Raw genomic sequence first — 21,397 nt, 5'->3', positions numbered from 1 at the left:
GGCCGCTCCGCCTAGTCCTTGCGACGGACCACCAACCCCGTCCCGGTGGGAGCGCCGCCGTCGGGCCCGGCCAGGGCCTCGAAGCCCTCGATGGTGAGTTCATCGACGTCGGCCGCAGTGTCCACCAGCACCGTGTCACCGTCCGTGATGTCGCCGGACAGGATGGCCCTGGCCAGACGGTCGCCGATCTCCTTCTGCACGAGCCGGCGCAGCGGCCTGGCGCCGTAGGCGGAGTCGAAGCCGGACATGGCCAGCCAGGCGCGGGCGCCGTCGGTCACCTCGAGGGTCAGGCGGCGCTCGTACAGGCGCCTGCCAAGCTCCGCCACCTGCAGTTCCACGATCTCCGCCAGCTCATCCACGGTCAGCGCATCGAAAAGCACCACTTCGTCCAGCCGGTTCAGGAACTCCGGCTTGAAGGAGGCATTCACGGTGGCCATCACGGCGGTCCGCTTGGCCTGCGCGTCCAGGTTCTGATCCACCAGGAACTGGCTGCCCAGGTTCGAGGTCAGGACCAGGATGGCGTTGCGGAAGTCCACGGTGCGGCCCTGGCCGTCGGTGAGGCGGCCGTCGTCGAGCACCTGCAGCAGGATGTCGAAGACCTCCGGGTGGGCCTTCTCCACCTCGTCCAGCAGGATCACCGAGTACGGCCGGCGGCGGACGGCCTCTGTCAGCTGGCCGCCTTCCTCATAGCCCACGTACCCCGGGGGCGCGCCCACGAGCCGCGCCACGGAGTGCTTCTCGCCGTACTCGGACATGTCCAGCCGGACCATGGCGCGTTCGTCGTCGAACAGGAAATCCGCCAGCGCCTTGGCGAGCTCGGTTTTGCCCACGCCGGTGGGGCCCAGGAACAGGAAGGAGCCTGTAGGCCGGTTGGGGTCGCTGATGCCCGCCCGGGCGCGCCGGACGGCGTCGGACACCGCGGCCACGGCCTTTGCCTGGCCGATCAGGCGCCTGCCGAGTTCCTCCTCCATGTGCAGGAGCTTCTGGCTCTCGCCCTGCAGCATACGCCCGGCGGGAATGCCGGTCCAGGCCGAAATGACCTCGGCAATGTCGTCCGCCGTGACCTGCTCCGCCACCATCTGGGCAGGCTTGTCCTTCACCTCGGCCTCGGCCTCAGCCTCGGCGGCAGCGCTCAGTTCACGCTCCAGGGCCGGAATCTCACCGTAGAGAACACGCGACGCTGTCTCCAGGTCGCCTTCGCGCTGCGCCTTGTCCGCGGTGGAGCGGAGCTCGTCCAGCTTGGCTTTCAGGTCACCGACGCGGTTGAGGCCAGCCTTCTCGGCTTCCCAGCGGGCGTTGAGCGCGGAGAGTTCCTCGTTCTTGTCCGCCTTGTCGGCCCGGATCGCGGCCAGGCGTTCCACTGACGCCGGATCCTTCTCGTTGGCGAGGGCCAGTTCCTCCATGGTGAGCCGGTCCACAGACCGCCGCAGCTGGTCGATTTCCTCCGGCGCGGAGTCGATCTCCATCCTGAGCCGGGAAGCCGCCTCGTCCACCAGGTCGATGGCCTTGTCCGGCAGCTGGCGGCCGGAGATGTAGCGGTTGGACAGGGTTGCGGCAGCCACCAGCGCGGAGTCCGCGATGGTCACCTTGTGGTGCGCCTCGTAGCGTTCCTTCAGGCCGCGCAGGATGCCGATGGTGTCCTCCACGCTGGGCTCACCCACGTAGACCTGCTGGAAGCGGCGCTCCAGGGCGGGGTCCTTCTCGATGTTTTCGCGGTACTCGTCCAGCGTGGTGGCGCCGATCAGCCGCAGCTCGCCGCGGGCCAGCATGGGTTTGAGCATGTTGCCGGCATCCATGGAAGACTCCCCCGTGGCACCGGCGCCCACCACCGTGTGGATCTCGTCGATGAACGTGACGATCTGGCCGCCCGAGTTCTTGATCTCCTCCAGCACGGCCTTGAGCCGCTCCTCGAACTCGCCCCGGTACTTGGCGCCGGCCACCATGGACGCCAGGTCCAGCGCGATCAGCGTCTTGCCGCGCAGGCTTTCCGGGACGTCTCCGGCCACGATCCGCTGGGCCAGGCCTTCAACGACGGCGGTCTTGCCCACACCGGGTTCGCCGATGATGACGGGGTTGTTCTTGGTGCGGCGGCTCAGCACCTGGATGATGCGCCGGATCTCGGTGTCGCGGCCGATGACCGGGTCCAGCCTCCCGGACCGCGCCATCGCGGTGAGGTCCGTGCCGAACTTCTCCAGTGACTGGAAGGTGTTCTCCGGGTCCGGGCTGGTGACCTTCCGGTCGCCGCGGACACCCGGCAGGGCGGCGAGCAGCGCCTCGTGGGAGGCGCCGGCGTCGCGCAGCAACCGCCCGACGGCGTCACTCCCCGCGGAGAGCCCCAGCAGCAGGACTTCGGTGGAGACAAACGAGTCGCCCAGCCGGTCGCCCTCGTTCTTGGCGTTCTGGATGGCCTGCAGTGCGGGCCGGGACAGCTGCGCCTGCTGGGTGGAGCCCCCGGAGGTTGCCGGGAGCGCCTTGATGGCGCTGCTCGCCTGGACGCTGACGGCGTCCGGATCAGCGCCGGTGGCGCGGAGGAGCGCGACGGCGACGCCCTCCCGCTGATCCATCAGCGCCTTGAGCAGGTGGGCAGGTTCCACCTGGGGGTTTCCGGCCGTGGAGGCGTTCATGGCTGCTGCCGAAAGAGCCTCCTGGCTCTTGGTGGTGAATTTGACGTCCAAAGAGAGCTCCTTCCGGGGATGCGCATTTTCGCTAAGTTGAGTCTACTACGCTCAACTTTCATGGAGGATGCTCCGCCGCAGGTTTTTGCCCACAGCGAACCAGGCAGTAGATGACACCAAGGTTCCGCAAATGGCTCCCCCTGCACTGTAGCCCCGCGGCGGTGGGCGGCCCTAGGATCAGTCTGCAACCGGACACCACGATCCGCGGCACACTCAAGCGAAGGATTGCGATGAAGAAGTTCGTTGTTCTTTACATGGGACCGAAGGCGGCCCAACAGCAGCTGCTGGAGAGCACCCCCGAGGCTGCCCAGGAGGGCCTAAAAGCCTGGCTGCAGTGGGCGGACCGGGTGGGCGACGGCATCGTTGACATCGGCACACCGCTCCTCGCCGGGAGGGAAATTACCGCGGCGGGCATATCGGACACCGAAACGGAAGTCGGCGGGTACGCCATCATCCAGGCCGAGGACCTGGACAGCGCCCAGGCTCTTTTCGAAGGCCATCCGCACCTTTTGATGCCCGGGTGCCGCATCGAGGTCTACGAGTCCCTGGACATGCCCGGAATGTAGTGCGGGGCACGAGGGTCTTTAAACATCCCGGGCGGGTGACTCCCCCAAGGAGCCACCCGCCCGAGGGCCTGCGTTCGCCGATCGGCTCAGCTGAGTGGATGGACCGGCCGTGGGTGCGCGGCGATCCACAAGAGATATTACTCGCTGCTGTGAACCGTGTCACGCAAAGTGACAAAACTAGTCAATGGCTTTCAGGGATATCCGGCGGCCAGCGTCTGCTCCACATAGTTGACGACCAGGAAGTCCCCGTCAGGGATGAGCTCCACGTACCAGCGTGTGGGCTTGTCCCATTCCTCCCATGTGGCTCCAACCGGCGTTGCCGCGGACGGCTTGTACACGGCATCGAACTTCAGGAAGGTGCCGTTCTCCGTGGAGCTTGAGTCGATCTCCTTCAGCAACTCGAAGGTGCCCCGGCCTCCCTGGCCTTCCGTGGCATCGCGGACGCCCTGCAGCGTTTGGGCGTTCATCCGTTCGACGGCGCTGAAGTACTGCTGCCAGGCCACGTCGGTGTGGCTGGTGAAAATAGTGGTGGAGTACGCCTCGGCGTTTGCTGCGGCCAGGCTGTCCACACATTCCCGCGGGACCGTGCCGCCGGCCTGCCACGCCGCTAGGGTCTCTGACCCTGCGTTGAGCCACGCCCCGTAGGAATTCAGCACGCCCCCAATGGCTTCGCTGGGCGTTCCCCGGGGAACCCGGACCGGGCGGACGTCCTCCGGCGCGAGGAACGGGCAGTTCGCCGGCAGCATTGAGGTGGGGGTGGCCGGCAACGGAGCAGGCGGCCGGGGTGACGGGAAGAGGCTGCACCCTGCCAGTCCGGCCGCGAGCACCAACCCGGCGGCCGCCGTCGTAATTTTCCTGTTCCGTAGCTTCACTGCACTCCCCCACATCAGTGCCGGCTCGGGTGGGCCGGCGCTGACCAGCCTAGCCAAGGCCGCGGCGCACGGGTTCATCCCATTGGATGATCTCAGGCCGGATAGATGGAGACCGCCGCGGCTTTGACCACAAAATACACCGGGGCGCCGGGGACGAGCCCCAGGTCGGCGGCTGCTTCCGGAGTGACATCGGCGCTGAGCTGCCCGCCGGTTCCGGCGCGGACCCTGATCCGGTCACCATACGGTTCAAGGTCGGTCACCGTGACGGCGAAGGAGTTCCGCGGGCTGCCGTGCGCCTCGGTGAGGAAAACGGAAACGGCCGACGGCGGAAAGACGGCCACCCCGGGCTGGCCTGCGGGCAGTTCCCCGGGCAGTTCGTCGTGCTGGCCATAGATCGCCAGGTCGCCGGCGAGCAGCCCATGGCCGGCGATGGTGCCGGTGACCAGGTTCAGGCCGGCGAGCCCTGCCGCGAACCGGCTCTTCGGCACCTGCAGGACCCCGCGCGTGGGACCGTGTTCAGCGATCCGGCCGTTTTCGAGGATGACCACCCGGTCGGCGAGCATCAGGGCGTCCAGGACGTCGTGCGTGATGATGATGGCGCGGCGGCCCGCGAGTACCCGTTTCAGCAGCCGCCGGAGCAACGGGGCGGTATGGATGTCCAGGGCGGCCATGGGTTCGTCCAGGAGCAGGAGGCCCGGGTCGGCGGCGAGGGCCCGCGCCACCGCCACGCGCTGGGCCTGCCCGCCGGACAGCTGGGCGGGCCGGCGGGACTGCAGCTCCACCGCCTCCACTTCGGCCAGCCAGCGCAGTGCGGACGCGCGTGCCTCATGCTTCGAAACGCCGGCGCTGCGGGGGCCGAACGCCACATTTTCCAGGACGCTCAGGTGTGGAAAAAGCAGGGGTTCCTGGGCCAGCAGGGCGGTGCCACGGCGGTGCGGCGCGGTCCATTCACCGCGGCCGGCGGCGAGGTTGAACAGGGTCCTGCCGTCCAGCTCGGCCTTGCCTGAATCCGGGTGCAGCAGGCCGGCGACGACGTTGAGGAGGGTGGATTTTCCCGCGCCGTTGGGTCCCATGACGGCCACGGTTTCACCCGGCCCCACGGTCAGGGATACGTCGAAGTCCCGGGCGGCCACGGCGGCCCGGACCGTAAACGTCACCGGACTGCGCTCCCCGCGGCGTGCGCCGCCGTCGGGCTTTCCCGTGGGCCCGGGGCGCCTTCCGGACCATGGCCTGCGGGGCGTGGCCTGCGGTACGCAAGTGCCACCACGGCCGCCGCAACGGCCACCAGGACCAGGGAAAGGGCGACGGCGGCATCGGCGTCCGTCTCCCGCTGCAGGTAGATTTCCAGCGGCAGCGTCCGGGTCACCCCCTGCAGGCTTCCGGCGAAGGTAAGGGTGGCGCCGAACTCGCCCAGGCTGCGGGCAAAGGACAGCACCGCTCCGGAAGCGAGGCCCGGCAGGACCAGCGGAAGGGTGACCCGGCGCACCACGGTGGTGGGCCGGGCGCCGAGGGTTGCAGCCACCGCCTCGTAGCGGTTCCCGGCCGTCCGCAGGGCGCCCTCGAGGCTGACCACCAGGAACGGCAGGGCCACAAACGTCTGCGCGAGGACCACCGCCGTCGTCGAAAATGCGATCTGGAGTCCGGCGACCTCCAGCGTCCGGCCCAGGAGCCCCTGCCGGCCGAACGTGTACAGGAGGGCGATGCCGCCCACCACCGGCGGCAGGACCAGCGGGAGCAGGACGACGGAGCGGAGCAGGCCCTGCCCGGGGAAGCGCCCGCGGGCCAGGACCAGCGCCAGCGGCACCCCCAGCACCAGGCACAGCGCAGTGCTCGCTGCGGACGTGCGCAGGCTCAGGCCGAGGGCGGTCAGCGACGATTCCGAGGTGACCAGCGGGATGAACTGCGGCCAGTTGACCTTGGCCACCATCGCGGCCAGCGGCAGCAGGACGAACACGCCGCCGGTTGCGGCGATGACGTAGATCCAGCGCGGGATGCCGCCGTACCCGCCGTTCCTGGCCTGTCCCATGGTCTCCTCAGTGCGGCTTGTGTTGGGCGGGACTTGCTTGCGTGCGGCTTGCCTACGGTGCGCCGAAGCCTGCCTCGCTGAGGGTTTTCCTGCCCTCGGCGCCGGCCACCATGGCGATGAATGCGTCCGCCAGTTCCTTGTTCCGGCTCGAGCCTACTGTGGCGATGGGGTAGGTGTTGACGGCCTCGCCGGACTGGTCAAACGGGATGCCCTTGACCTTGGCACCGGCGCTTTTGATGTCAGTCACGTAGACGAGGCCGGCGTCGGCCTCGCCGGACGTTACTTTGCCCAGGACATCGGTGACCGAGGATTCCTCGCTGACCGGGGACAACGTAACGCCTGCGGCCTTTTCCACGGTGTCCGCGGCGGCGCCGCACGGAACCTGGCTGGCACAGACAACCACCTTGACCCCGGGTTTGGCCAGGTCCGCGAAGGTAGTGATCGACGCCGGGTTGGAGGGCGGGACAGCGATCTGCAGGACGTTGGTGGCGAAGTTCTTCGCGGTTCCGTCGAGGAGTTTGGCGTCGGCGAGTTTGACCATGTTCTTGGTGTCGGCGGAGGCAAAGACGTCAGCCGGCGCACCCTGGGTGATCTGCGTGACCAGGTCCGAGGATCCGGCGAAGCTCAGCGTGACCTTGGTGCCGGGGTTCCTGGCTTCAAAATCATGTGCCAGCTGGGTGAACGTGGCTTTCAGCGACGCGGCGGCGAAGACGGTCACAGTTCCGGAGAGCTGTGACGTGGCCGCTGGCGTGGAAGTGCCCGCAGGGGCGGCCGAGGCGCACGCTGTCAGGGCGGCGGCCAGCCCGACGGCGACAAGCGCCGCCAGCGTGCGCGGTCTTCCGGGGAGGTTATTCATACGATGCTCTTTCCCTGCGGTGTTTCGATAATGACGGTGGTGGCCTTGACCACCGCGGTTGCCACCGAGCCGAGTTCCAGCCCCAGCTCGAGGACCGCTTCGCTGCTCATCAGCGACACGACCCGGAACGGCCCGCACTGCAGCTCCACCTGGGCCATGACCTTGTCCGCGGTGATGCCGGTGACCAGGCCAACGAACCGGTTGCGGGCCGAGCTTCCGGTCCGGTGCGGGTCCTCGGGAAGCTGAGCGAGCTTCTGCGCATGGCGGGCCAGTTCGAGGCCGTCAACAGCCAGCCGGCCGGCGTCGTCCCTGACCGGGGTCAGGCTGCCGTTCTCCGTCCAGCGGCGGACGGTGTCGTCACTGACGCCGAGGAATCGGGCGGCTTCGGAAACGCGTATCGTGGGCATTTTGCCATTCTAGACCGCATTTGCGGATTGATTTGCCGGTTTGTTCCGCTTAAGCCAAACATGACATTGGTTGTGGACGGCCGCACGCGGTATGCCCGACTCGGCCGTCTATGGAACGCCGGGGCCGGGAGTCCTACGCTATGGGGAGGGGAAGAGCCGCACTCGCTGAGGAGCGTTGTGATGAAGTGGATCAAACCTGACAGCCCCGATTTTGACCCGGCCCGCAAGGTCTTCAACGCCATGATTGATCGGCGTCCGGCCGCCATCGCCCAGTGCTCCAGCGACGCTGACGTGGCCGAGGCCCTCCGCTACGGGCGGCAAAATTCCCTCGCCATCGCCGTCCGCGCCGGGGGTCACTCGGTAGCAGGAATGTCCATGAACGACGGCGGCCTGGTGATCGACGTCCGGCCCATGAAGTCAATGGATGTGGACCCGGAGTCCGGCATCGTCACCGCGGGGGCAGGGCTGACCTGGGGCGAATTCGACCACGCCACCCAGGAGCACGCCCTGGCGGTGACCGGCGGGCGAGCCTCCACCACCGGCATCGCCGGCTTCACCCTCGGCGGAGGGTCCGGCTGGCTGGAAAGGTCCTACGGGTTCGCGTGCGACAGCCTGGTCTCGGTGAACCTGGTGACGGCCGACGGCGAGCGTGTCACCGCGAACGCCACGGAGAATCCCGAACTCTTCTGGGCACTGCATGGCGGCGGCGGGAACTTCGGCGTTGCCACGTCGTTCACGTTCCAGGCGCACCGGCTCGGTCCGGTGGTCCACGCCGGGATATGGCTGTGGCCTGGTGAAGAGGCCCTGGACGTCTCGCGCGCGTTCCGGGACCTGGCCCTGGCAGCCCCCGATGGCGTCGGCGTGGGACTGCTGTACCTGACCGCGCCGCCGGAGCCGTTTGTGCCTGAGCATCTGGTCGGAAAATTGGCAGTCGCCGTTGGCTATGTCTTCGCGGGTGACGCCGAGGAAGGCTCCGAACATGCCCGGCCGTTCCGCGAACTCGGGCCCGCCGTCGACCTGGTGGGCGACACAGGCTATGCAGAGTTCAACGGCTCCCTGGACGATCCACCGGACCACTACAACTACTGGAGCGCGGACTACCACGACGACCTTCCCGATGCAGCCTTGGACATCTTTGTGGAATCGGCCCGGAACCTCCCTGATGCCACGTCCCAGCAGCTCATCGCCCGGTGGGGCGGCGCCGTCGGCGGGAACGCCGGAGCGGCCACCCCGCTGAGCAACCGGAACGCGGCCTGGGTGAGCCACCCATACGGCATCTCCCCCACGCCCGAGGGCGGCGAGCTGGCGAAGGCCTGGGTCAAGGACTTCCGCGCCAAGATCGCCCCCTACGCCAACGGCGGCGTATGGCTCAACTTCATTGGCAACGAAGGGCAGGACCGGATCCGCGCCGCCTTCGGCAACGGGAACTACGCCCGGCTCGCCAGGGTCAAGCGCGACTTCGATCCGCAGAACGTTTTCCGCGGCAACCAGAACATCCTTCCTGCGGGTTCCTGACCGCTTCCGCGTACGTTCCTGCCCCGTTGCACTCCGGCACGTGTGGTGAGACACGGCGTGTGTGCCGGAAGACGCCGTCGTTCCTGCCAGTAACCGGGCGGGAGTGTACGCCCCCGGCCGGGCGTCGGCCGGGATTAGACTTCCAGCATGGCCATCTACCTCGATCCGCCCCTCTGGCCTGCGCACGGAACCCATTTCTCGCACCTCATTTCTGACACCTCGCTTGAGGAACTCCACGCCTTCGCCGCCGCGGCCGGTATCCCGGAGCGGGCCTTCGACGGCGACCACTACGACGTACCGGAGCGCCGGTTCGAGGACCTGGTGGCCGCGGGCGCCATCCCGGTGGAGGCCCGGATCCTGGTGCGCAAACTCATCGCCAGCGGGCTCCGGATCCCAGCACGCCAGCGCAGCAAGTCGCTGAAAGTTCCGCTGCTGAACCGCTGGGAAAACATCATGCCCGGCCATGATGCCCTCTTCCTCGACCTGCTGGACCGGTGGGGTGAGGAGCACCGCCACTACCACGGCCGCACCCACCTCCTCGCGGTGCTGGAGGCCCTGGACGTTCTCGCCGAACCCGCCGACCCTCCCCGCATCGTCCAGCTGGCCGCCTGGTTCCACGACGCCGTATACCGCGGAGCCGCCGGCCAGGACGAGGAGGATTCGGCCCGCCTCGCCGAGGAGCGCCTGACCCACGCCGGACTCCCCGCCTCGGACGTCGAGGAAGTCGCGCGGCTGGTCCGGCTCACCTCGGACCACTGCCCGGAACCGGGGGACAACGACGGCGCCCTCCTCTGCGACGCGGACCTGTCAGTTCTCGGCGGCGAACCGGAGCCCTACGCAAGGTATGTGGCCGCCGTCCGGGAAGACTACGCGCACATCGGCGACGCCGACTTCGCGGCCGGACGCGCCGCCGTCGTGCGCCACCTGCTGGAACTGGACCCGCTGTTCCACAGCGAGCGGGCGCGGGAACTGTGGCTCGACGCCGCACGCCGAAACCTCCGGGGAGAACTCGCCTGAGCCTTTACGGCCACGGCAGCCGGTGGAAGACTGCTCGGATGAACCTGCGCATCCAAGCCCTCAGCATCGACTCCACCGACCCGAAAGTACCCGCGGATTTCTGGGAGAAGGCGCTCGAGTGGCGCCGTACGTATGAGGCGGAGGACGAAATCGTACTGGAGCCGCCGGCTGGCAGCCCTGCCGACGGTGTCTGCCCGGACCTGCTGTTCCTGAAGGTGCCCGAGCGGAAGGAACTCAAGAACAGGCTGCACCTGGACCTCCGTCCGGAAGACCAGGCCGCGGAGGTCAAGCGGCTGGAGGCTCTGGGTGCCACCCGCGTCAACGTCGGGCAGGGACCGGAGGTGACATGGGTGGTCATGGCGGACCCGGACGGCAACGAGTTCTGCGTGCTGCGTGCCCTGCAGTCCGACGAACTGGAAGCCCAGGGCCTGGTCACGGGCACGGCCTAGCGGTAGGCGGTGATGAACGGCCGGTCGGTGGGCACAATCTGCTTGCCCAGCGGCATCAGGCTCACCGGGATGAGCTTCAGGTTGGCGATGGCGAGCGGAATGCCGATGATGGTGATGGCCATGGCAATGGCTGTTGCCACGTGGCCGATGGCAATCCAGATGCCCGCGACCAGCAGCCAGATCACGTTGCCGAGCAGTGAAAACACGCCTGTGCCGCCCGGCTTGTCCACCACCATGCGTCCGAACGGCCACAGCGTGTAGGCGGCAATCCGGAAGGATGCGATGCCCCACGGGATGGTGACGATCAGCAGGCAGCAGATGATGCCGGCCAGGAAGTAGCCCAGGGCAAGCCAGAACCCGCCGAAAACCAGCCAGATGATGTTGAGCAGTGTCTTCATTTGTCCATTGTGCCCCGGCGGGTCCGACAAAAACCTCCGGGGCTGCCCTGATTCACCCCTGAGTCCTGGCCGCGGGCCGGACGCCTCGATGGACCCGCGGTCAGCCCTTGGCGGCCGTGACGAACGCGCGGATCTTTGCCAGATCCTTCACCCCGCGTGAGATTTCCACACCGGAGGAGACGTCCACGCCCCACGCGCCTGAGGCTGCGGCGGCGTGCGCCACGGTGTCCGGATCCAGTCCGCCGGCCAGCAGCCACTTGCGGTCCTGGAGTGCCGTCACGTCCACCATGGACGCGTAGTCCCAGGCCTCGCCGGACCCGGGTACGGCAGCGTCAATGAGCAGGAGTTCCTCGCCCCAGTCGGCGAAAGCGTCTGCAGTGGCCGCCATGGTGACCGCCCTGATCAGCTTCATGCCGGCGTCGTGCACCGTTGTGACGTCTTCCGGGGTGAGGTCCGCGTGGAGCTGGACCCACTCGAGTCCGGCGGCCCGGGCGATGGCAATGGCATCGGCTACAGGTTCGTGCCGGAAAACGCCGACGGCGACCACGCCGTCCGGCACATCGGCCAGGAGAGTGGAAACCTGCGACGGCGTGACCACCCGCGGGCTGGCCGTCAGGACAAAGCCGACGGCGTCCGCCCCGGCCTGCACGGCCTCACGGACTGATTCGGGCGTACTGAGACCACAGACTTTGACGAACATTTCCGGCTCCTTCAGGCTGTCTTCGTGACGTCCCCCGGGAGGACATTAGCAGGGAAGAGCGCCGTGCGCCGATGTGACGCCGGTCTTTCAACTCGCGGCCAGCACCCGCTCCACCATGTCCCGCCCGGCCTGTTCGAAGGCGGTGTCCCCCATCTGGTGGGCCCACACCACCGTTCCGATGGCCTGGTTCAGGTTCTCCAGGCGCCACAGGTCCGCCTCCGCCGGCCCGACGGTCCTGCCGAGGCCGGCATGGAAGGCCTCGGCAAGTTCGGGCCTGTGAACGAATTGCTGATGGCTGAGCCGCACGAGGTCGTGCGCCCACGGACGCCGTTCCGCCCGGCCAAAGTCGATGACCTTGATCTGCCCGTTGTCCTGCAGCCAGTTCCGTGGCTGGTAATCGCCGTGCGTGGCCACCAGCTCCACAGTGCCCGGGTTCAAGGCATCGAGGTTCCGGGCAAGGCTGGTGAGCTGGGTTTCCGGCAGCAGCCCGTGGGCTCGGTCCATCCACGCGCGGGTCTTGATGGCCAGGGCATTGGCGTAGTGGGGCGAGGACCCGGCCGGCCGGTGGATGCTCCCCAGCAGCGCTCCCGCCTGGCGGTATGTCTCGGGATCTTCCTCGGCCGGGGTGCCCTCGACCAGCGTCCCCGGCAGGAATTCCGTCACCAGGATTCCGGCCCGTGCGGAGGCATGCCGCAAGGCTGGAACCCGGCCGTCGAGCCCTTCGAAGCCCGCGGCGTGGGCTGCGATTTCCCGGTGGATGTGGTGGCTGGTGGTGCTCGCCTTGATGATGAACGCCGTGCCCGACGGCGTGACGACGTGGAGGACGTTGGTGTCCTGCAGGGGCCAGGAGTAGTCCCGGACCACCGTGTAGCTCCCGAGCCAGGACGCCAGAAGCCGGTTCTGTTCGTCGGTGATCCCCTGGCGCATCTCCCCAGCATGCCATGTGAGGCAACGCGGCCCTATGATCTGCGCCGCCCGGCAGACCCGACAAACTAGGCTGGACGGATGGAGATCATCCGCTTTGCAGAACTCAGGTCCGAACCGTGGCGCAACGGCGGCGGGGTGACCCGTGAGCTGGCCAGCCATCCGCAGGCCGCGTCAGCGCAGGACGGGGCCTGGGACTGGCGCGTCAGCATTGCCGAAGTCACCAAGGCCGGCGACTTCTCGCCGTTCCCCGGCATGGAGCGCGTCCTGACCGTGATCGACGGCGAACTGCTCCTGCTGACCGTGGACGGCGAAGAGTATCCCCTCGAAAAGTACCGGCCCTTCAGGTTCTCCGGCGAAGCCGCCACCCAGGGGGCCCTGCCCACCGGCGACATCCGCGACCTCAACGTCATCACGCGGACAGGTTCGTTCAAGGGCTTCACGTCCATCATCGAGCTGTCCAAGAAGCGCGCGCACCCCGTTTTTGATGGCCAGCTGGCGGTGCTGCTCCAGGGCCAGGCCACCGTCAGCCCGGGCGCCGCTGCGGAGGCCGACGGCGGAACGGAAGACGTCCCGGAAGCAGCCCCCGCGGCCGAACCGCAGGCACTGGGCCGCTACGACGCCGTCGTGGGTTCTGACACGCGGTCACCGGAAATCCTGGGCCGCGGCTTCCTGGCCGTTGTGTCGATTGACCGGGTTCTGGCCTAGCCAACGGCGTGGCAGGCCAGCCTCACCTTCGTTATCTGAGCCTTTCCACACTGGCCAGGGGTGGGCGCCGCTCCTAGACTCGGGCTATGACCTCCACACCCTTTAATGCGCTTCTGTCCACCCAGATCGGCAACGAGTTTGCGGCCTCGCAGCAGTACATTGCCGTGGCCACCTGGTTCGCCAACCAGGATCTCCCGCAGTTGGCCCAATACTTCTTCCGGCAGTCGGTGGAGGAACGGAACCACGCCATGATGATGGTGCAGTACATGCTGGACCGCGACATCGCCTTCAGCATCCCGGGAGTCCCCACAGTGCGCAACGAGTTCTCCACTGTGACCGAGCCGCTGGCCCTGGCCCTGCAGCAGGAGAAGGAAGTGACGGCGAGCATCGAAGCCCTCTTCCGTGCCGCCCGGGCCGAGGACGACGCCCTGGGCGAGCAGTTCATGCTGTGGTTCCTCAAGGAACAGGTGGAGGAAGTCGCCGCCATGACCACGCTGCTGAACATCGCCGAGCGCGCTGACAACCTCTTCGACATCGAGAACTTCATCGCCCGCGAAACCGTCGGTGACGGCGGCCGCGATGCCTCCGCCCCCGTTGCCGCCGGCGGCGCCCTCTAACCCCCTGTCACACCCGGCGGTGAGGTTGGCCACCAACGTGGCCACCCGCCGTCGGGCGTTGCTACGCTGGAAGCAAGGCTCCGCAACGGACCCTCCGGACGACGGTTCAGTACCCGGCACGCGACAAGACTGGCCAAAGGATCTGTCATGTCGTGGTTAATCCTCATTCTTTCCGGGGCGCTGGAGGCCGTCTGGGCCGCCGCGCTGCACCGCGCCTTCCAGGCTTCCGGCCGGCGCCGCGTCGCCCCCGCGCTCCTCTTCCTCACCGCCGTCCTCGCCAGCATGGCGGGCCTCGCCATTGCCATGCAGGCCATCCCTACCGGGACCGCCTACGCCGTGTGGGTGGGGGTGGGCGTGGTGCTGACCTCCGCCTACGCGATCATCACCCGGGCGGAACGTCCGACGGCGGCGCGCCTGCTGCTGCTCACCGGCATCGCCGCGTGCGTGGTTGGCCTGAAGGTGGTGGCGTGATGAACAAGCGTTCCACCGCGTGGCTGCTGCTGCTCGCCTCCGCCGTGCTCGAAGCTGTCTGGGCCACGGCCCTTGGCCTGTCCGACGGTTTCACCCGCCCGCTCCCCACCATCGTTTTCGCCGTGACGGCCACGCTGAGCATGGTTGGCCTGGGGCTCGCCATCCGCAGCATCCCGCTCGGCACCGCCTACGCCGTCTGGGTGGGGATCGGGGCTGCCCTGACGGTCGGCTGGGCGATGGCCACCGGCGTCGAACCTTTCAGCGTTTTGAAGGTGCTCTTCATCGCCGGGATTGTGGGTTGCGCGGCGGGGTTGAAGTCCCTGCCCGCCGCGAAATCTGCGAAGGTCCGCGAAGACCAACCGGTTTAGGCTTTTGCCATGGACTCCCCCGAGATGAAGCAGGCGCTCGCCACGCTCAAGCAAAGGCTCGACGGCGGCCGGCGGACGTTGCTGGGCATCACAGGTTCCCCCGGCTCCGGGAAGTCGACCTTCGCATCCTGGCTCCAGCAGCAATTCGGCGCGGACCTCGCCGTGGTGGTTCCCATGGACGGCTTCCACCTGGGCAACGCGATCATCGACGGCACCCCGCTGCGGCAGCGCAAGGGAGCCATGGACACGTTCGACGTCGGCGGGTACCTCTCGCTGCTGCAGCGGCTGGTGCGCCGGGACGAGGCAGTGGTGTACGCACCGGAATTCCGCCGCACGCTGGACGAGCCGGTGGCGGCGTCGATCGCCGTCCCGGCGTCCGTGCCGCTGGTGATCACCGAAGGCAACTATTTGCTCGCGGAGACGCCGGCGTGGAAGGACGTCCGGGCGCAGCTGGACGAGGTCTGGTTCATGGACACACCACCCGCGCTTCGGCTGGGCCGGCTCGTGGACAGGCACGTGGAATTCGGCATGGAACGGACGGCGGCCGAGGCGTGGGCGCTGGGCCCGGACCAGACGAACGCCGTGATGATCGAGGCCACACGCCAGGGAGCCGACCGGATCATCCCCTGGGGCTAGGAGGCCGGCCAGGAATAGTCCGGCCGGGGCCGGGGTTCTTGGCTGGGATAAAAGTCCACAAGAAACGGAGCGCGCTCATGACTGCAGCATTGGTCCATCTCGGCGACGGCCTCAAGGTCAGTCCCCTGGGCTTCGGCGGAATGGCCCTCACGCCGGTCTACGGCGAGGTTGACCCGAACGAGTCCCTCAAAACCCTGCACCACTCCGTGGATGCCGGCGTCAGCTTTGTCGACACCGCGGACATCTACGGCGGAGGGAGCAACGAGGAACTCATCGCCAGGTTGCTGAAGGACCGCCGCGGTGAAGTGCAGCTCGCCACCAAGTTTTCCCTGGTGGGCAATCCGGCGGACGGCTACACGGACATCCGGGGCGACGCCGCCTACGTCCGGCACGCCGTCGACGCCAGCCTGAAGCGCCTGGGCACGGACGTGATCGACCTCTACTACATGCACCGCCGTGACCTCCGCGTTCCGATTGTGGAAACCGTGGAGGCCATGGCGGGGCTGGTGCAGCAGGGCAAGGTCAAACACCTTGGCCTGTCAGAGGTGACCGCAACGGAACTGGCCGAAGCCCATGCCGTCCATCCGATCGCCGCGGTCCAAAGCGAATGGTCCATCTGGAGCCGCGACGTGGAACGCAACGTTGTTCCGGCCGCGGCCGGCCTGGGCGTGGGCTTTGTGCCGTATTCGCCGTTGGGCCGGGGATTCCTCACCGGCACCGTGGACGCATCCAGCCTCGGAGCCAATGACTTCCGACGCCGGATCCCCCGCTTCGCAGAGGAAGCCGCCGACGCCAACCAGGGAGTCGTGGAGGCAGTGCGGTCGGTCGCCGCGGAGCTGTCCGCGACGCCAGCGCAGGTGGCACTCGCCTGGCTGCTGGCCCAAGGCAAGCGGCTGGGACTGGCGGTGGTCCCCATCCCCGGCACGCGCAAAACGCACCGGATCGACGAAAACCTGGGCGCCCTGTCCCTGGACCTGACCCCGGCGCAAGTGGACGCCTTGGACCAGGCCGCGGACGCCGTCGTCGGCTCCCGCTCGGCGGACCCCAACTGGGTGTCCCAGGGCCGTGAATAAACTGAAGCCCATGGACACGCTCATTCACGACTTACGCGACATCACCATCCGCCGGATTTCGGTCAGCGAGATGGACAACAATGTGTACCTGCTGACCGCCAAGGCGTCCGGCGCGCAACTGCTCATTGATGCCGCGGACGACCTTCCGGCCATCCAGGCATTACTGCAGGACGCCGCCGCGGACACCGCGGCGACTCCCAAACTGGAGCTGATCGCCACCACGCACCAGCACTGGGACCACGTCCGCGCGCTGCCTGCCCTGGTGGACGCGACCGGAGCCCGGACGGCGGCCGGAACGGAGGACGCCCCGGAACTCCCGGTGAAAGTGGAGGTACTGCTGGACCACGGTGACGTCGGCAACTTCGACGGCTTCGATGTGACAGCAGTGCACCTGCGCGGGCACACGCCCGGTTCAGTGGCTTTGGTCTACCAGGATCCGGCCGGGCCCGCCCACATCTTCTCCGGGGATTCGCTCTTTCCCGGCGGGGTGGGCAACACCCAGAAGGACCCTGAGCGGTTCAACCAGCTGATCAGCGATGTCAGCGAACGATTGTTTGATGCTTATCCGGATGACACCGTGGTGCATCCGGGCCACGGCAAACCCACCACCCTGGGCGCGGAACGCCCGCACCTTCAGGAGTGGCGCGCCCGCGGCTGGTAAACAAAACGGTGGTTGAGCTTGTCGAAACCGAGGTTTCGACAAGCTCAACCACCGATCACTTCTACCTAGCGGCTGCGGCGTTCGTTCGACGCCGGAGCTGACGCACGGCGCGGGCCGCTGCGGGCCGGACGGCCGTTGCCGCCGCCGTTGCCTGCGTAGGATCCGCCGGACGTTCCACCAGTGTTGGAGGACCAAACCGCCTTGTTGCCGCCGTTGCCGCCACCGGCTGCGCCGGCACCTGCTGAGCGCTGTCCGCCGCCCGTACGGGCACCGGCTCCGGCTGCGGCGCGCTGGCCCGTTGCCGGGCGTCCGCCGCGCTGTCCGCCGCCGGTGGTAGCCGGGCGTCCGGTACCGCCGCGGGGAGCGTCGCTGCGGGTAACGCGTGAGTCCGCGCGTCCGTCCGAACCGCGGCCGGCAGATGCACGGCCACCTGCTGCGGGGACGTCGTTGCGGTGAGTCGAAGCTGCTGTCCCGCGGCCACGGGCGTTGCGGCGTGCCGCCGCCGCGGCGATGGCGCGGTCTTCGTTCTGCTCGATGACGCGGTCTGCTGCGTTGCGGGCAGCGGCCTGGCCTTCGTAGGCCACGGCGCGGCGCTCTGCACGGGGCAGGTCGGTGCGGGGAGCCTCAGCCGAGACCCGTCCGCGTCCGCCACGTCCGCCACGGCCACCGGCTGTGGGTGCAGCCTGCGTCGTGCGGCGGGCGCGCTTGCGCTCGGCGTTGGCACCGGTGGAGGTGCCCCCGCCCTGCTGCTTGGCCTTGGCGGCCAGCAGCGCGGCGCGGGTGCGCGGATCGATCTTGTCGGCCATTTCGCCCACGAGTTCGGCAACCAGCGGTGAGTTCGCGGTGACGCGCTCGAAGTTGACCTCGACGCCGGCAGCCTTCATCAGCTTCTTGACGTCGGACTGCTGCTCCGGGAGGGTCAGCGTGACAACGGTGCCGTCCGAACCCGCACGTGCCGTACGGCCGGAGCGGTGGAGGTATGCCTTGTGCTCGGTGGGCGGATCCACGTGGATCACCAGTTCGACGTCGTCCACGTGGACGCCGCGGGCTGCGACGTCGGTGGCCACCAGGACGCGGACTTCGCCGGAGGAGAACTCGGCGAGGTTGCGGTCACGGGCGTTCTGCGAAAGGTTGCCGTGCAGATCGACGGCGGGGATCCCGGCGTCGGTCAGGGTCTTGGCCAGCTTGCGGGCGTGGTGCTTGGTCCGCATGAAGAGGACGCGGCGGCCGGCGCCGGAGGCGAGCTCGACGATCAGCTGCTTCTTGACGGTCTGGTCGTTGACCACCAGCACGTGGTGTTCCATGGTGGTCACCGCGGCCTGCGGGTCGTCCACGGAGTGGGTCAGCGGGTTGGACAGGTAGCGCTGGACGATCTTGTCCACGCCGTTGTCCAGAGTGGCGGAGAAGAGCAGGCGCTGGCCCTGGCTGGGGGTCATGTCCATGAGCTTCTTCACGACCGGCAGGAAGCCGAGATCGGCCATGTGGTCGGCCTCGTCCAGGACGGTGACCTCAACGGCTTCGAGGGTCAGGATGCGCTGGCGGATCAGGTCCTCCAGGCGGCCCGGGCAGGCGATGACGATGTCGACGCCGGCGCGCAGGGCCTTTTCCTGGCGGGCCTGGGAGATGCCGCCGTAGATCACGGTGGTGTTCAGGCCCATGGCCTTGGCCATCGGCTCGATGGTGGCGTTGATCTGGGTGGCCAGCTCGCGGGTCGGTGCGAGGACCAGCCCCATGGGGCGGCCCGGCTTGCGGAAGTGCTTGGCTTCCCGCTCAGCGAGTCGTGCTACAAGCGGGATGGCGAAGGCGATGGTCTTGCCGGAGCCGGTGCGGCCGCGGCCCAGGACGTCGCGTCCGGCCAGGGTGTCCGGCAGGGTTTTGACCTGGATGGGGAACGGTTCAACGATTCCCTGGGCGGTGAGGGTGTCGGCAAGTGCTTTGGGCGTGCCGAGGGCAGCAAAAGTAGTCATGTAGTCAAAGGTCTTTCAGGCGGTATCCGTGCGGATATCGGCCCCCGATGCCGGTTGGCTCAAGGGTTTCGCCGAAGAAAAGTCAGGTGATCAACCGTGCTGCTGCCCAATTCAGGGCGGCGGCTGGGACCAAATGGAACGCGTTCATCGACGCAGGATGTGCCTCTCACATGAAAAAACCCGCTTCCCAAATAGAGGGAGCAAGCGGGCATCACTGCACATCAAGTTCCACCAGTCTAGCATCCTCGCGCGGCGGGCCCCGTCCCGGACGGCGGCCGTTGCCAGCGGGGGCCCTCCAGGAGCAGGCTTGAGGCATGACGCAACAGGGTGAGGACCACCACCACATAACGGACGACGGCGGCACCCGGCTCACGGACGAACCCCGCCAAAGTGCCGCTGAAGCCTGGGACGAAAGGTACCGCAGCAAGCCGAAACTCTGGAGCGGCAAACCCAACCAGCAGCTGGTCCGCGAAGGAGGCGGGCTCCGGCCGGGCAAGGCCCTGGACCTGGGCTGCGGCGAAGGCGCCGACGCCATCTGGCTTGCCCAGCAGGGCTGGACCGTCACCGCCGTCGACGTTTCCGCCGTCGCGCTGGAACGTGCCGCGACGCACGAAAAAGATGCGCTGGAGCGCGAAAGCGTGCACGCCGAAGGACCCGGCGAAATTCCCAGCCGCATCCACTGGGAACAGTGCGACCTGGCGGAATGGCAGCCGCAGGGAACGTACGACCTCGTGTCCTCCCAGTTCCTGCATTCACCGCAGTTTGCGTGGCAGGGGCCGCTGCGGGCTGCTGCCGCCGCCGTCAAGCCGGGCGGCACGCTCCTGATTGTGGGCCACCACCCGGACCGGCTGCCGCCGTGGGGTAACCACACAGCGGCGGAGATGTTCTACACCCCGGCGCAGCTGGTGCAGGAGCTCGGACTGGACTCGCCGGAATGGCAGGTGGAGGTCAAAACCACGCGCGAGCGGGTGACCGCAGGGCCGGACGGCCGGGAAGCCATGATCGGCGACACTGTGCTCCGGGCCACCCGGCTGGCGTGAGTTAGCGCGACACCCGCGGCGCGACGGCCACCGCGGCGGCGGCAACCACCGCGGCAAGGGCGAAAACGCCGCTGAACGATCCCGCCGTCGTCGTAAATGCCGCGAACACGATGGCCGTGGAGGCGAGCGACAGCGCGCCGCCCAGCGAGTCGGAGATGGACATCGCGGAGCTGTTGAAGCCCTCGTTGTCCTTCGTGGACAGCGCCAGCGTCATGACGCTCAGCCGCGGATACAGCAGCCCCATCCCTCCGCCGGCGAAGGTCCAGCCGGCAATGGCGACGGCGGCAGGCCAGTTCAGTGCGGTGGTAGCCAGCGCGAGGGTGATGGCGGCCAGGACCAGCACCGAGCCGATGCGCACCGCCGCGCGGTGGTCCAGCCGGGCGCCGAGCCGGCCCTGGATGGCGGAGGCACCGGCCCACGCCAGCGCGCCGCCCGTCAGGGTGAGGCCGGCGAAGGTGGGCGAGAACGCGTACTGCTCGATCAGGAGGTAGGGCAGGTACACCTCGGCCCCGAAGAACGCCGCCGACGCCAGGCCGCGTGTCAGGATCACGCTCGGAAGGCCCCGCCTGGCGGTCAGGGTTCCCCGCGGCACCAGCGGCCGGACGGCCAGCAAAGCCACCGCGACGGCGGCCGCCGCGAGAACGGCAGGAGCGGCGGGGATGCCGCCGATCCGGACTTCCGCGGACAGGTTCAGCGCGAGGACCGCCAGGGCGGCGAGCGCCGCCCACGCGAGGCGGCCCACAGCCCACGGCGGGACTGCCGTCTCCTGGGGTTGCCGGTCCACGCCGCGGAGCACCGGAACGATCATCACCAGGGCGGGCACCACCAGGCCCACCACGCCCAGGAACACCCAGTGCCAGCTCAGGACCTGCGCCACGAGGCCTGCCGCGAACGGGCCCACCAGGGACGGGATCACCCAGGCAGCGGCGAACGCGGCGAAGATCTTCGGGTGCAGGATCGCAGGGTAAACCCGGGCCACCACCACGTAGAGGGCCACTGTCATCGCGCCGCCGCCGAGCCCCTGGACCAGGCGGCCGGCCACGAGCGCGGGCATCGACGCCGCCGTCCCGGCAATCAGCAGGCCAAGGACGAACAGTGCAACGGAGGCGTAGAGCGGGGCGGCCGGGCCGCGCCGGTCGGACCAGTTCCCTGCGGCGACCATGCCGATGACTCCGGTGGCGAGCGGCCCGGCGAAGGCCAGCGCGTACAGGCTTGCCCCGTCCAGGTGGCGGCTGACCACGGGCATGATGGTTGTCACGGCCAGCGATTCGAACGCCGCCAGGAACACCAGGGCACACGCGCCGATGGTCACCCACAGGTAGGGCCGCTGCAGGATGCCTGCCGAGGGGTGGGTGGCTGGGAGGGTTGAATCGCGCACGGTAACGGCCTGGTCAGATGTCATGGACGCTAACCTAGGACCTCAACTAAGGTTGAGGTCAAGGCGCGCGGCC

23 protein-coding genes and 1 riboswitch are annotated in these 21,397 nt (G+C 68.2%); of the genes, 12 read left to right on the top strand and 11 right to left on the bottom strand.

What is annotated here, in order from left to right; genetic code table 11:
• Positions 1-11: 11 nt before the first annotated feature.
• A complete protein-coding gene (gene clpB, locus J2X42_RS11095) occupies positions 12-2,675 on the bottom strand; it encodes an ATP-dependent chaperone ClpB (protein WP_310165067.1) in 2,664 nt (887 codons plus the stop codon).
• A 230-nt stretch (positions 2,676-2,905) separates the two neighbouring features.
• Here clpB and J2X42_RS11090 point away from each other — a divergent pair, with 230 nt between their 5' ends.
• A complete protein-coding gene (locus tag J2X42_RS11090; RefSeq protein ID WP_310165065.1) occupies positions 2,906-3,241 on the top strand; it encodes a hypothetical protein in 336 nt (111 codons plus the stop codon).
• A 191-nt stretch (positions 3,242-3,432) separates the two neighbouring features.
• Here J2X42_RS11090 and J2X42_RS11085 read toward each other — a convergent pair whose 3' ends face one another.
• The 5 genes from J2X42_RS11085 to J2X42_RS11065 all read right to left on the bottom strand — a co-directional run bounded on the left by J2X42_RS11085 (position 3,433) and on the right by J2X42_RS11065 (position 7,402).
• Positions 3,433-4,113, bottom strand: coding sequence for a hypothetical protein (locus tag J2X42_RS11085; RefSeq protein WP_310165062.1), 681 nt, complete (start codon positions 4,111-4,113; stop codon positions 3,433-3,435).
• 92 nt (positions 4,114-4,205) lie between these two features.
• A complete protein-coding gene (locus tag J2X42_RS11080) occupies positions 4,206-5,270 on the bottom strand; it encodes an ABC transporter ATP-binding protein (RefSeq protein ID WP_310165060.1) in 1,065 nt (354 codons plus the stop codon).
• On the bottom strand, positions 5,267-6,139 hold the full coding sequence (locus J2X42_RS11075) for an ABC transporter permease (protein ID WP_310165058.1): 873 nt from the start codon (positions 6,137-6,139) through the stop codon (positions 5,267-5,269). Before J2X42_RS11075 ends, J2X42_RS11080 begins: the two co-directional genes overlap by 4 nt.
• Before the next feature lie 52 nt (positions 6,140-6,191).
• Positions 6,192-6,995 (bottom strand): molybdate ABC transporter substrate-binding protein, encoded by an 804-nt coding sequence (modA, locus tag J2X42_RS11070; RefSeq protein WP_310165056.1) that lies wholly within the window; start codon positions 6,993-6,995, stop codon positions 6,192-6,194.
• Positions 6,992-7,402, bottom strand: a complete 411-nt coding sequence (locus J2X42_RS11065; protein ID WP_310165053.1) for a TOBE domain-containing protein — start codon at positions 7,400-7,402, stop codon at positions 6,992-6,994. Before J2X42_RS11065 ends, modA begins: the two co-directional genes overlap by 4 nt.
• A gap of 180 nt (positions 7,403-7,582) precedes the next feature.
• On the opposite strand from J2X42_RS11065, the gene J2X42_RS11060 reads away from it, so the two are divergent.
• From J2X42_RS11060 to J2X42_RS11050, 3 genes are all read left to right on the top strand, one after another.
• Positions 7,583-8,917 (top strand): FAD-binding oxidoreductase, encoded by a 1,335-nt coding sequence (locus J2X42_RS11060; protein ID WP_310165052.1) that lies wholly within the window; start codon positions 7,583-7,585, stop codon positions 8,915-8,917.
• Positions 8,918-9,064: 147 nt separating this feature from the next.
• Positions 9,065-9,934, top strand: a complete 870-nt coding sequence (locus J2X42_RS11055) for a DUF4031 domain-containing protein (RefSeq protein ID WP_310165050.1) — start codon at positions 9,065-9,067, stop codon at positions 9,932-9,934.
• A 38-nt stretch (positions 9,935-9,972) separates the two neighbouring features.
• Entirely contained in the window at positions 9,973-10,383 is a 411-nt protein-coding gene (locus J2X42_RS11050) for a VOC family protein (protein WP_310165049.1), read from the top strand.
• Here the strand turns inward: J2X42_RS11050 and J2X42_RS11045 are convergent.
• The 3 genes from J2X42_RS11045 to J2X42_RS11035 all read right to left on the bottom strand — a co-directional run bounded on the left by J2X42_RS11045 (position 10,380) and on the right by J2X42_RS11035 (position 12,408).
• On the bottom strand, positions 10,380-10,781 hold the full coding sequence (locus tag J2X42_RS11045; RefSeq protein WP_310165047.1) for a YccF domain-containing protein: 402 nt from the start codon (positions 10,779-10,781) through the stop codon (positions 10,380-10,382). The genes J2X42_RS11050 and J2X42_RS11045 overlap by 4 nt on opposite strands.
• A 100-nt stretch (positions 10,782-10,881) precedes the next feature.
• Positions 10,882-11,481 carry a phosphoribosylanthranilate isomerase gene (locus J2X42_RS11040; RefSeq protein WP_310165045.1) on the bottom strand — a complete coding sequence of 200 codons (600 nt, stop codon included), beginning with the start codon at positions 11,479-11,481 and terminating at the stop codon, positions 10,882-10,884.
• 87 nt (positions 11,482-11,568) lie between these two features.
• Positions 11,569-12,408, bottom strand: a complete 840-nt coding sequence (locus tag J2X42_RS11035) for an aminoglycoside phosphotransferase family protein (protein ID WP_310165043.1) — start codon at positions 12,406-12,408, stop codon at positions 11,569-11,571.
• A 78-nt stretch (positions 12,409-12,486) separates the two neighbouring features.
• On the opposite strand from J2X42_RS11035, the gene J2X42_RS11030 reads away from it, so the two are divergent.
• The 7 genes from J2X42_RS11030 to J2X42_RS11000 all read left to right on the top strand — a co-directional run bounded on the left by J2X42_RS11030 (position 12,487) and on the right by J2X42_RS11000 (position 16,939).
• Positions 12,487-13,113 carry a HutD family protein gene (locus J2X42_RS11030; RefSeq protein WP_310165042.1) on the top strand — a complete coding sequence of 209 codons (627 nt, stop codon included), beginning with the start codon at positions 12,487-12,489 and terminating at the stop codon, positions 13,111-13,113.
• Between the two features lie 86 nt (positions 13,114-13,199).
• On the top strand, positions 13,200-13,730 hold the full coding sequence (locus J2X42_RS11025; protein ID WP_310165040.1) for a ferritin: 531 nt from the start codon (positions 13,200-13,202) through the stop codon (positions 13,728-13,730).
• Between the two features lie 72 nt (positions 13,731-13,802).
• Positions 13,803-13,868, top strand: a riboswitch (guanidine-III (ykkC-III) riboswitch).
• Between the two features lie 9 nt (positions 13,869-13,877).
• On the top strand, positions 13,878-14,201 hold the full coding sequence (locus J2X42_RS11020) for an SMR family transporter (RefSeq protein WP_310165039.1): 324 nt from the start codon (positions 13,878-13,880) through the stop codon (positions 14,199-14,201).
• Positions 14,201-14,569, top strand: a complete 369-nt coding sequence (locus J2X42_RS11015) for a multidrug efflux SMR transporter (protein ID WP_310165038.1) — start codon at positions 14,201-14,203, stop codon at positions 14,567-14,569. The genes J2X42_RS11020 and J2X42_RS11015 overlap by 1 nt, the downstream gene beginning before the upstream one ends.
• A gap of 9 nt (positions 14,570-14,578) precedes the next feature.
• Positions 14,579-15,205, top strand: a complete 627-nt coding sequence (locus J2X42_RS11010) for a nucleoside/nucleotide kinase family protein (RefSeq protein WP_310165036.1) — start codon at positions 14,579-14,581, stop codon at positions 15,203-15,205.
• A gap of 77 nt (positions 15,206-15,282) precedes the next feature.
• Entirely contained in the window at positions 15,283-16,278 is a 996-nt protein-coding gene (locus J2X42_RS11005; RefSeq protein ID WP_310165034.1) for an aldo/keto reductase, read from the top strand.
• Positions 16,279-16,288: 10 nt separating this feature from the next.
• Positions 16,289-16,939: an MBL fold metallo-hydrolase gene (locus tag J2X42_RS11000; protein ID WP_310165032.1), complete on the top strand. Its 651-nt coding sequence runs from the start codon at positions 16,289-16,291 to the stop codon at positions 16,937-16,939.
• Positions 16,940-17,004: 65 nt separating this feature from the next.
• Here J2X42_RS11000 and J2X42_RS10995 read toward each other — a convergent pair whose 3' ends face one another.
• Positions 17,005-18,906, bottom strand: a complete 1,902-nt coding sequence (locus J2X42_RS10995) for a DEAD/DEAH box helicase (protein WP_310165029.1) — start codon at positions 18,904-18,906, stop codon at positions 17,005-17,007.
• Between the two features lie 314 nt (positions 18,907-19,220).
• Here J2X42_RS10995 and J2X42_RS10990 point away from each other — a divergent pair, with 314 nt between their 5' ends.
• Positions 19,221-19,946, top strand: coding sequence for a class I SAM-dependent methyltransferase (locus tag J2X42_RS10990; protein ID WP_310165028.1), 726 nt, complete (start codon positions 19,221-19,223; stop codon positions 19,944-19,946).
• Between the two features lies 1 nt (position 19,947).
• Here J2X42_RS10990 and J2X42_RS10985 read toward each other — a convergent pair whose 3' ends face one another.
• Complete coding sequence (locus J2X42_RS10985) at positions 19,948-21,348, bottom strand: MFS transporter (RefSeq protein ID WP_310165026.1); 1,401 nt, start codon at positions 21,346-21,348, stop codon at positions 19,948-19,950.
• Positions 21,349-21,397 lie beyond the last annotated feature (49 nt).

It is taken from the genome of Arthrobacter sp. BE255, from assembly GCF_031457335.1.
Lineage (GTDB): Bacteria > Actinomycetota > Actinomycetes > Actinomycetales > Micrococcaceae > Arthrobacter.
The sequence above is the reverse complement of the archived record's forward strand: the minus strand, read 5'-3'. Positions and strand labels throughout refer to the sequence as shown.

What these genes read in the sequence shown, in the direction of transcription:
- J2X42_RS11040 (WP_310165045.1), bottom strand. Translation starts at nt 11,481, where the DNA reads ATGTTCGTCAAAGTCTGTGGTCTCAGTACGCCCGAATCAGTCCGTGAG.
- J2X42_RS11065 (WP_310165053.1), bottom strand. Translation starts at nt 7,402, where the DNA reads ATGCCCACGATACGCGTTTCCGAAGCCGCCCGATTCCTCGGCGTCAGT.
- J2X42_RS11035 (WP_310165043.1), bottom strand. Translation starts at nt 12,408, where the DNA reads ATGCGCCAGGGGATCACCGACGAACAGAACCGGCTTCTGGCGTCCTGG.
- J2X42_RS11025 (WP_310165040.1), top strand. Translation starts at nt 13,200, where the DNA reads ATGACCTCCACACCCTTTAATGCGCTTCTGTCCACCCAGATCGGCAAC.
- J2X42_RS10995 (WP_310165029.1), bottom strand. Translation starts at nt 18,906, where the DNA reads ATGACTACTTTTGCTGCCCTCGGCACGCCCAAAGCACTTGCCGACACC.
- J2X42_RS11060 (WP_310165052.1), top strand. Translation starts at nt 7,583, where the DNA reads ATGAAGTGGATCAAACCTGACAGCCCCGATTTTGACCCGGCCCGCAAG.
- J2X42_RS11020 (WP_310165039.1), top strand. Translation starts at nt 13,878, where the DNA reads ATGTCGTGGTTAATCCTCATTCTTTCCGGGGCGCTGGAGGCCGTCTGG.
- J2X42_RS10985 (WP_310165026.1), bottom strand. Translation starts at nt 21,348, where the DNA reads ATGACATCTGACCAGGCCGTTACCGTGCGCGATTCAACCCTCCCAGCC.
- J2X42_RS11015 (WP_310165038.1), top strand. Translation starts at nt 14,201, where the DNA reads ATGAACAAGCGTTCCACCGCGTGGCTGCTGCTGCTCGCCTCCGCCGTG.
- modA (WP_310165056.1), bottom strand. Translation starts at nt 6,995, where the DNA reads ATGAATAACCTCCCCGGAAGACCGCGCACGCTGGCGGCGCTTGTCGCC.
- J2X42_RS11055 (WP_310165050.1), top strand. Translation starts at nt 9,065, where the DNA reads ATGGCCATCTACCTCGATCCGCCCCTCTGGCCTGCGCACGGAACCCAT.
- J2X42_RS11000 (WP_310165032.1), top strand. Translation starts at nt 16,289, where the DNA reads ATGGACACGCTCATTCACGACTTACGCGACATCACCATCCGCCGGATT.
- J2X42_RS10990 (WP_310165028.1), top strand. Translation starts at nt 19,221, where the DNA reads ATGACGCAACAGGGTGAGGACCACCACCACATAACGGACGACGGCGGC.
- J2X42_RS11030 (WP_310165042.1), top strand. Translation starts at nt 12,487, where the DNA reads ATGGAGATCATCCGCTTTGCAGAACTCAGGTCCGAACCGTGGCGCAAC.
- J2X42_RS11045 (WP_310165047.1), bottom strand. Translation starts at nt 10,781, where the DNA reads ATGAAGACACTGCTCAACATCATCTGGCTGGTTTTCGGCGGGTTCTGG.
- J2X42_RS11005 (WP_310165034.1), top strand. Translation starts at nt 15,283, where the DNA reads ATGACTGCAGCATTGGTCCATCTCGGCGACGGCCTCAAGGTCAGTCCC.
- J2X42_RS11050 (WP_310165049.1), top strand. Translation starts at nt 9,973, where the DNA reads ATGAACCTGCGCATCCAAGCCCTCAGCATCGACTCCACCGACCCGAAA.
- J2X42_RS11075 (WP_310165058.1), bottom strand. Translation starts at nt 6,139, where the DNA reads ATGGGACAGGCCAGGAACGGCGGGTACGGCGGCATCCCGCGCTGGATC.
- J2X42_RS11010 (WP_310165036.1), top strand. Translation starts at nt 14,579, where the DNA reads ATGGACTCCCCCGAGATGAAGCAGGCGCTCGCCACGCTCAAGCAAAGG.
- J2X42_RS11090 (WP_310165065.1), top strand. Translation starts at nt 2,906, where the DNA reads ATGAAGAAGTTCGTTGTTCTTTACATGGGACCGAAGGCGGCCCAACAG.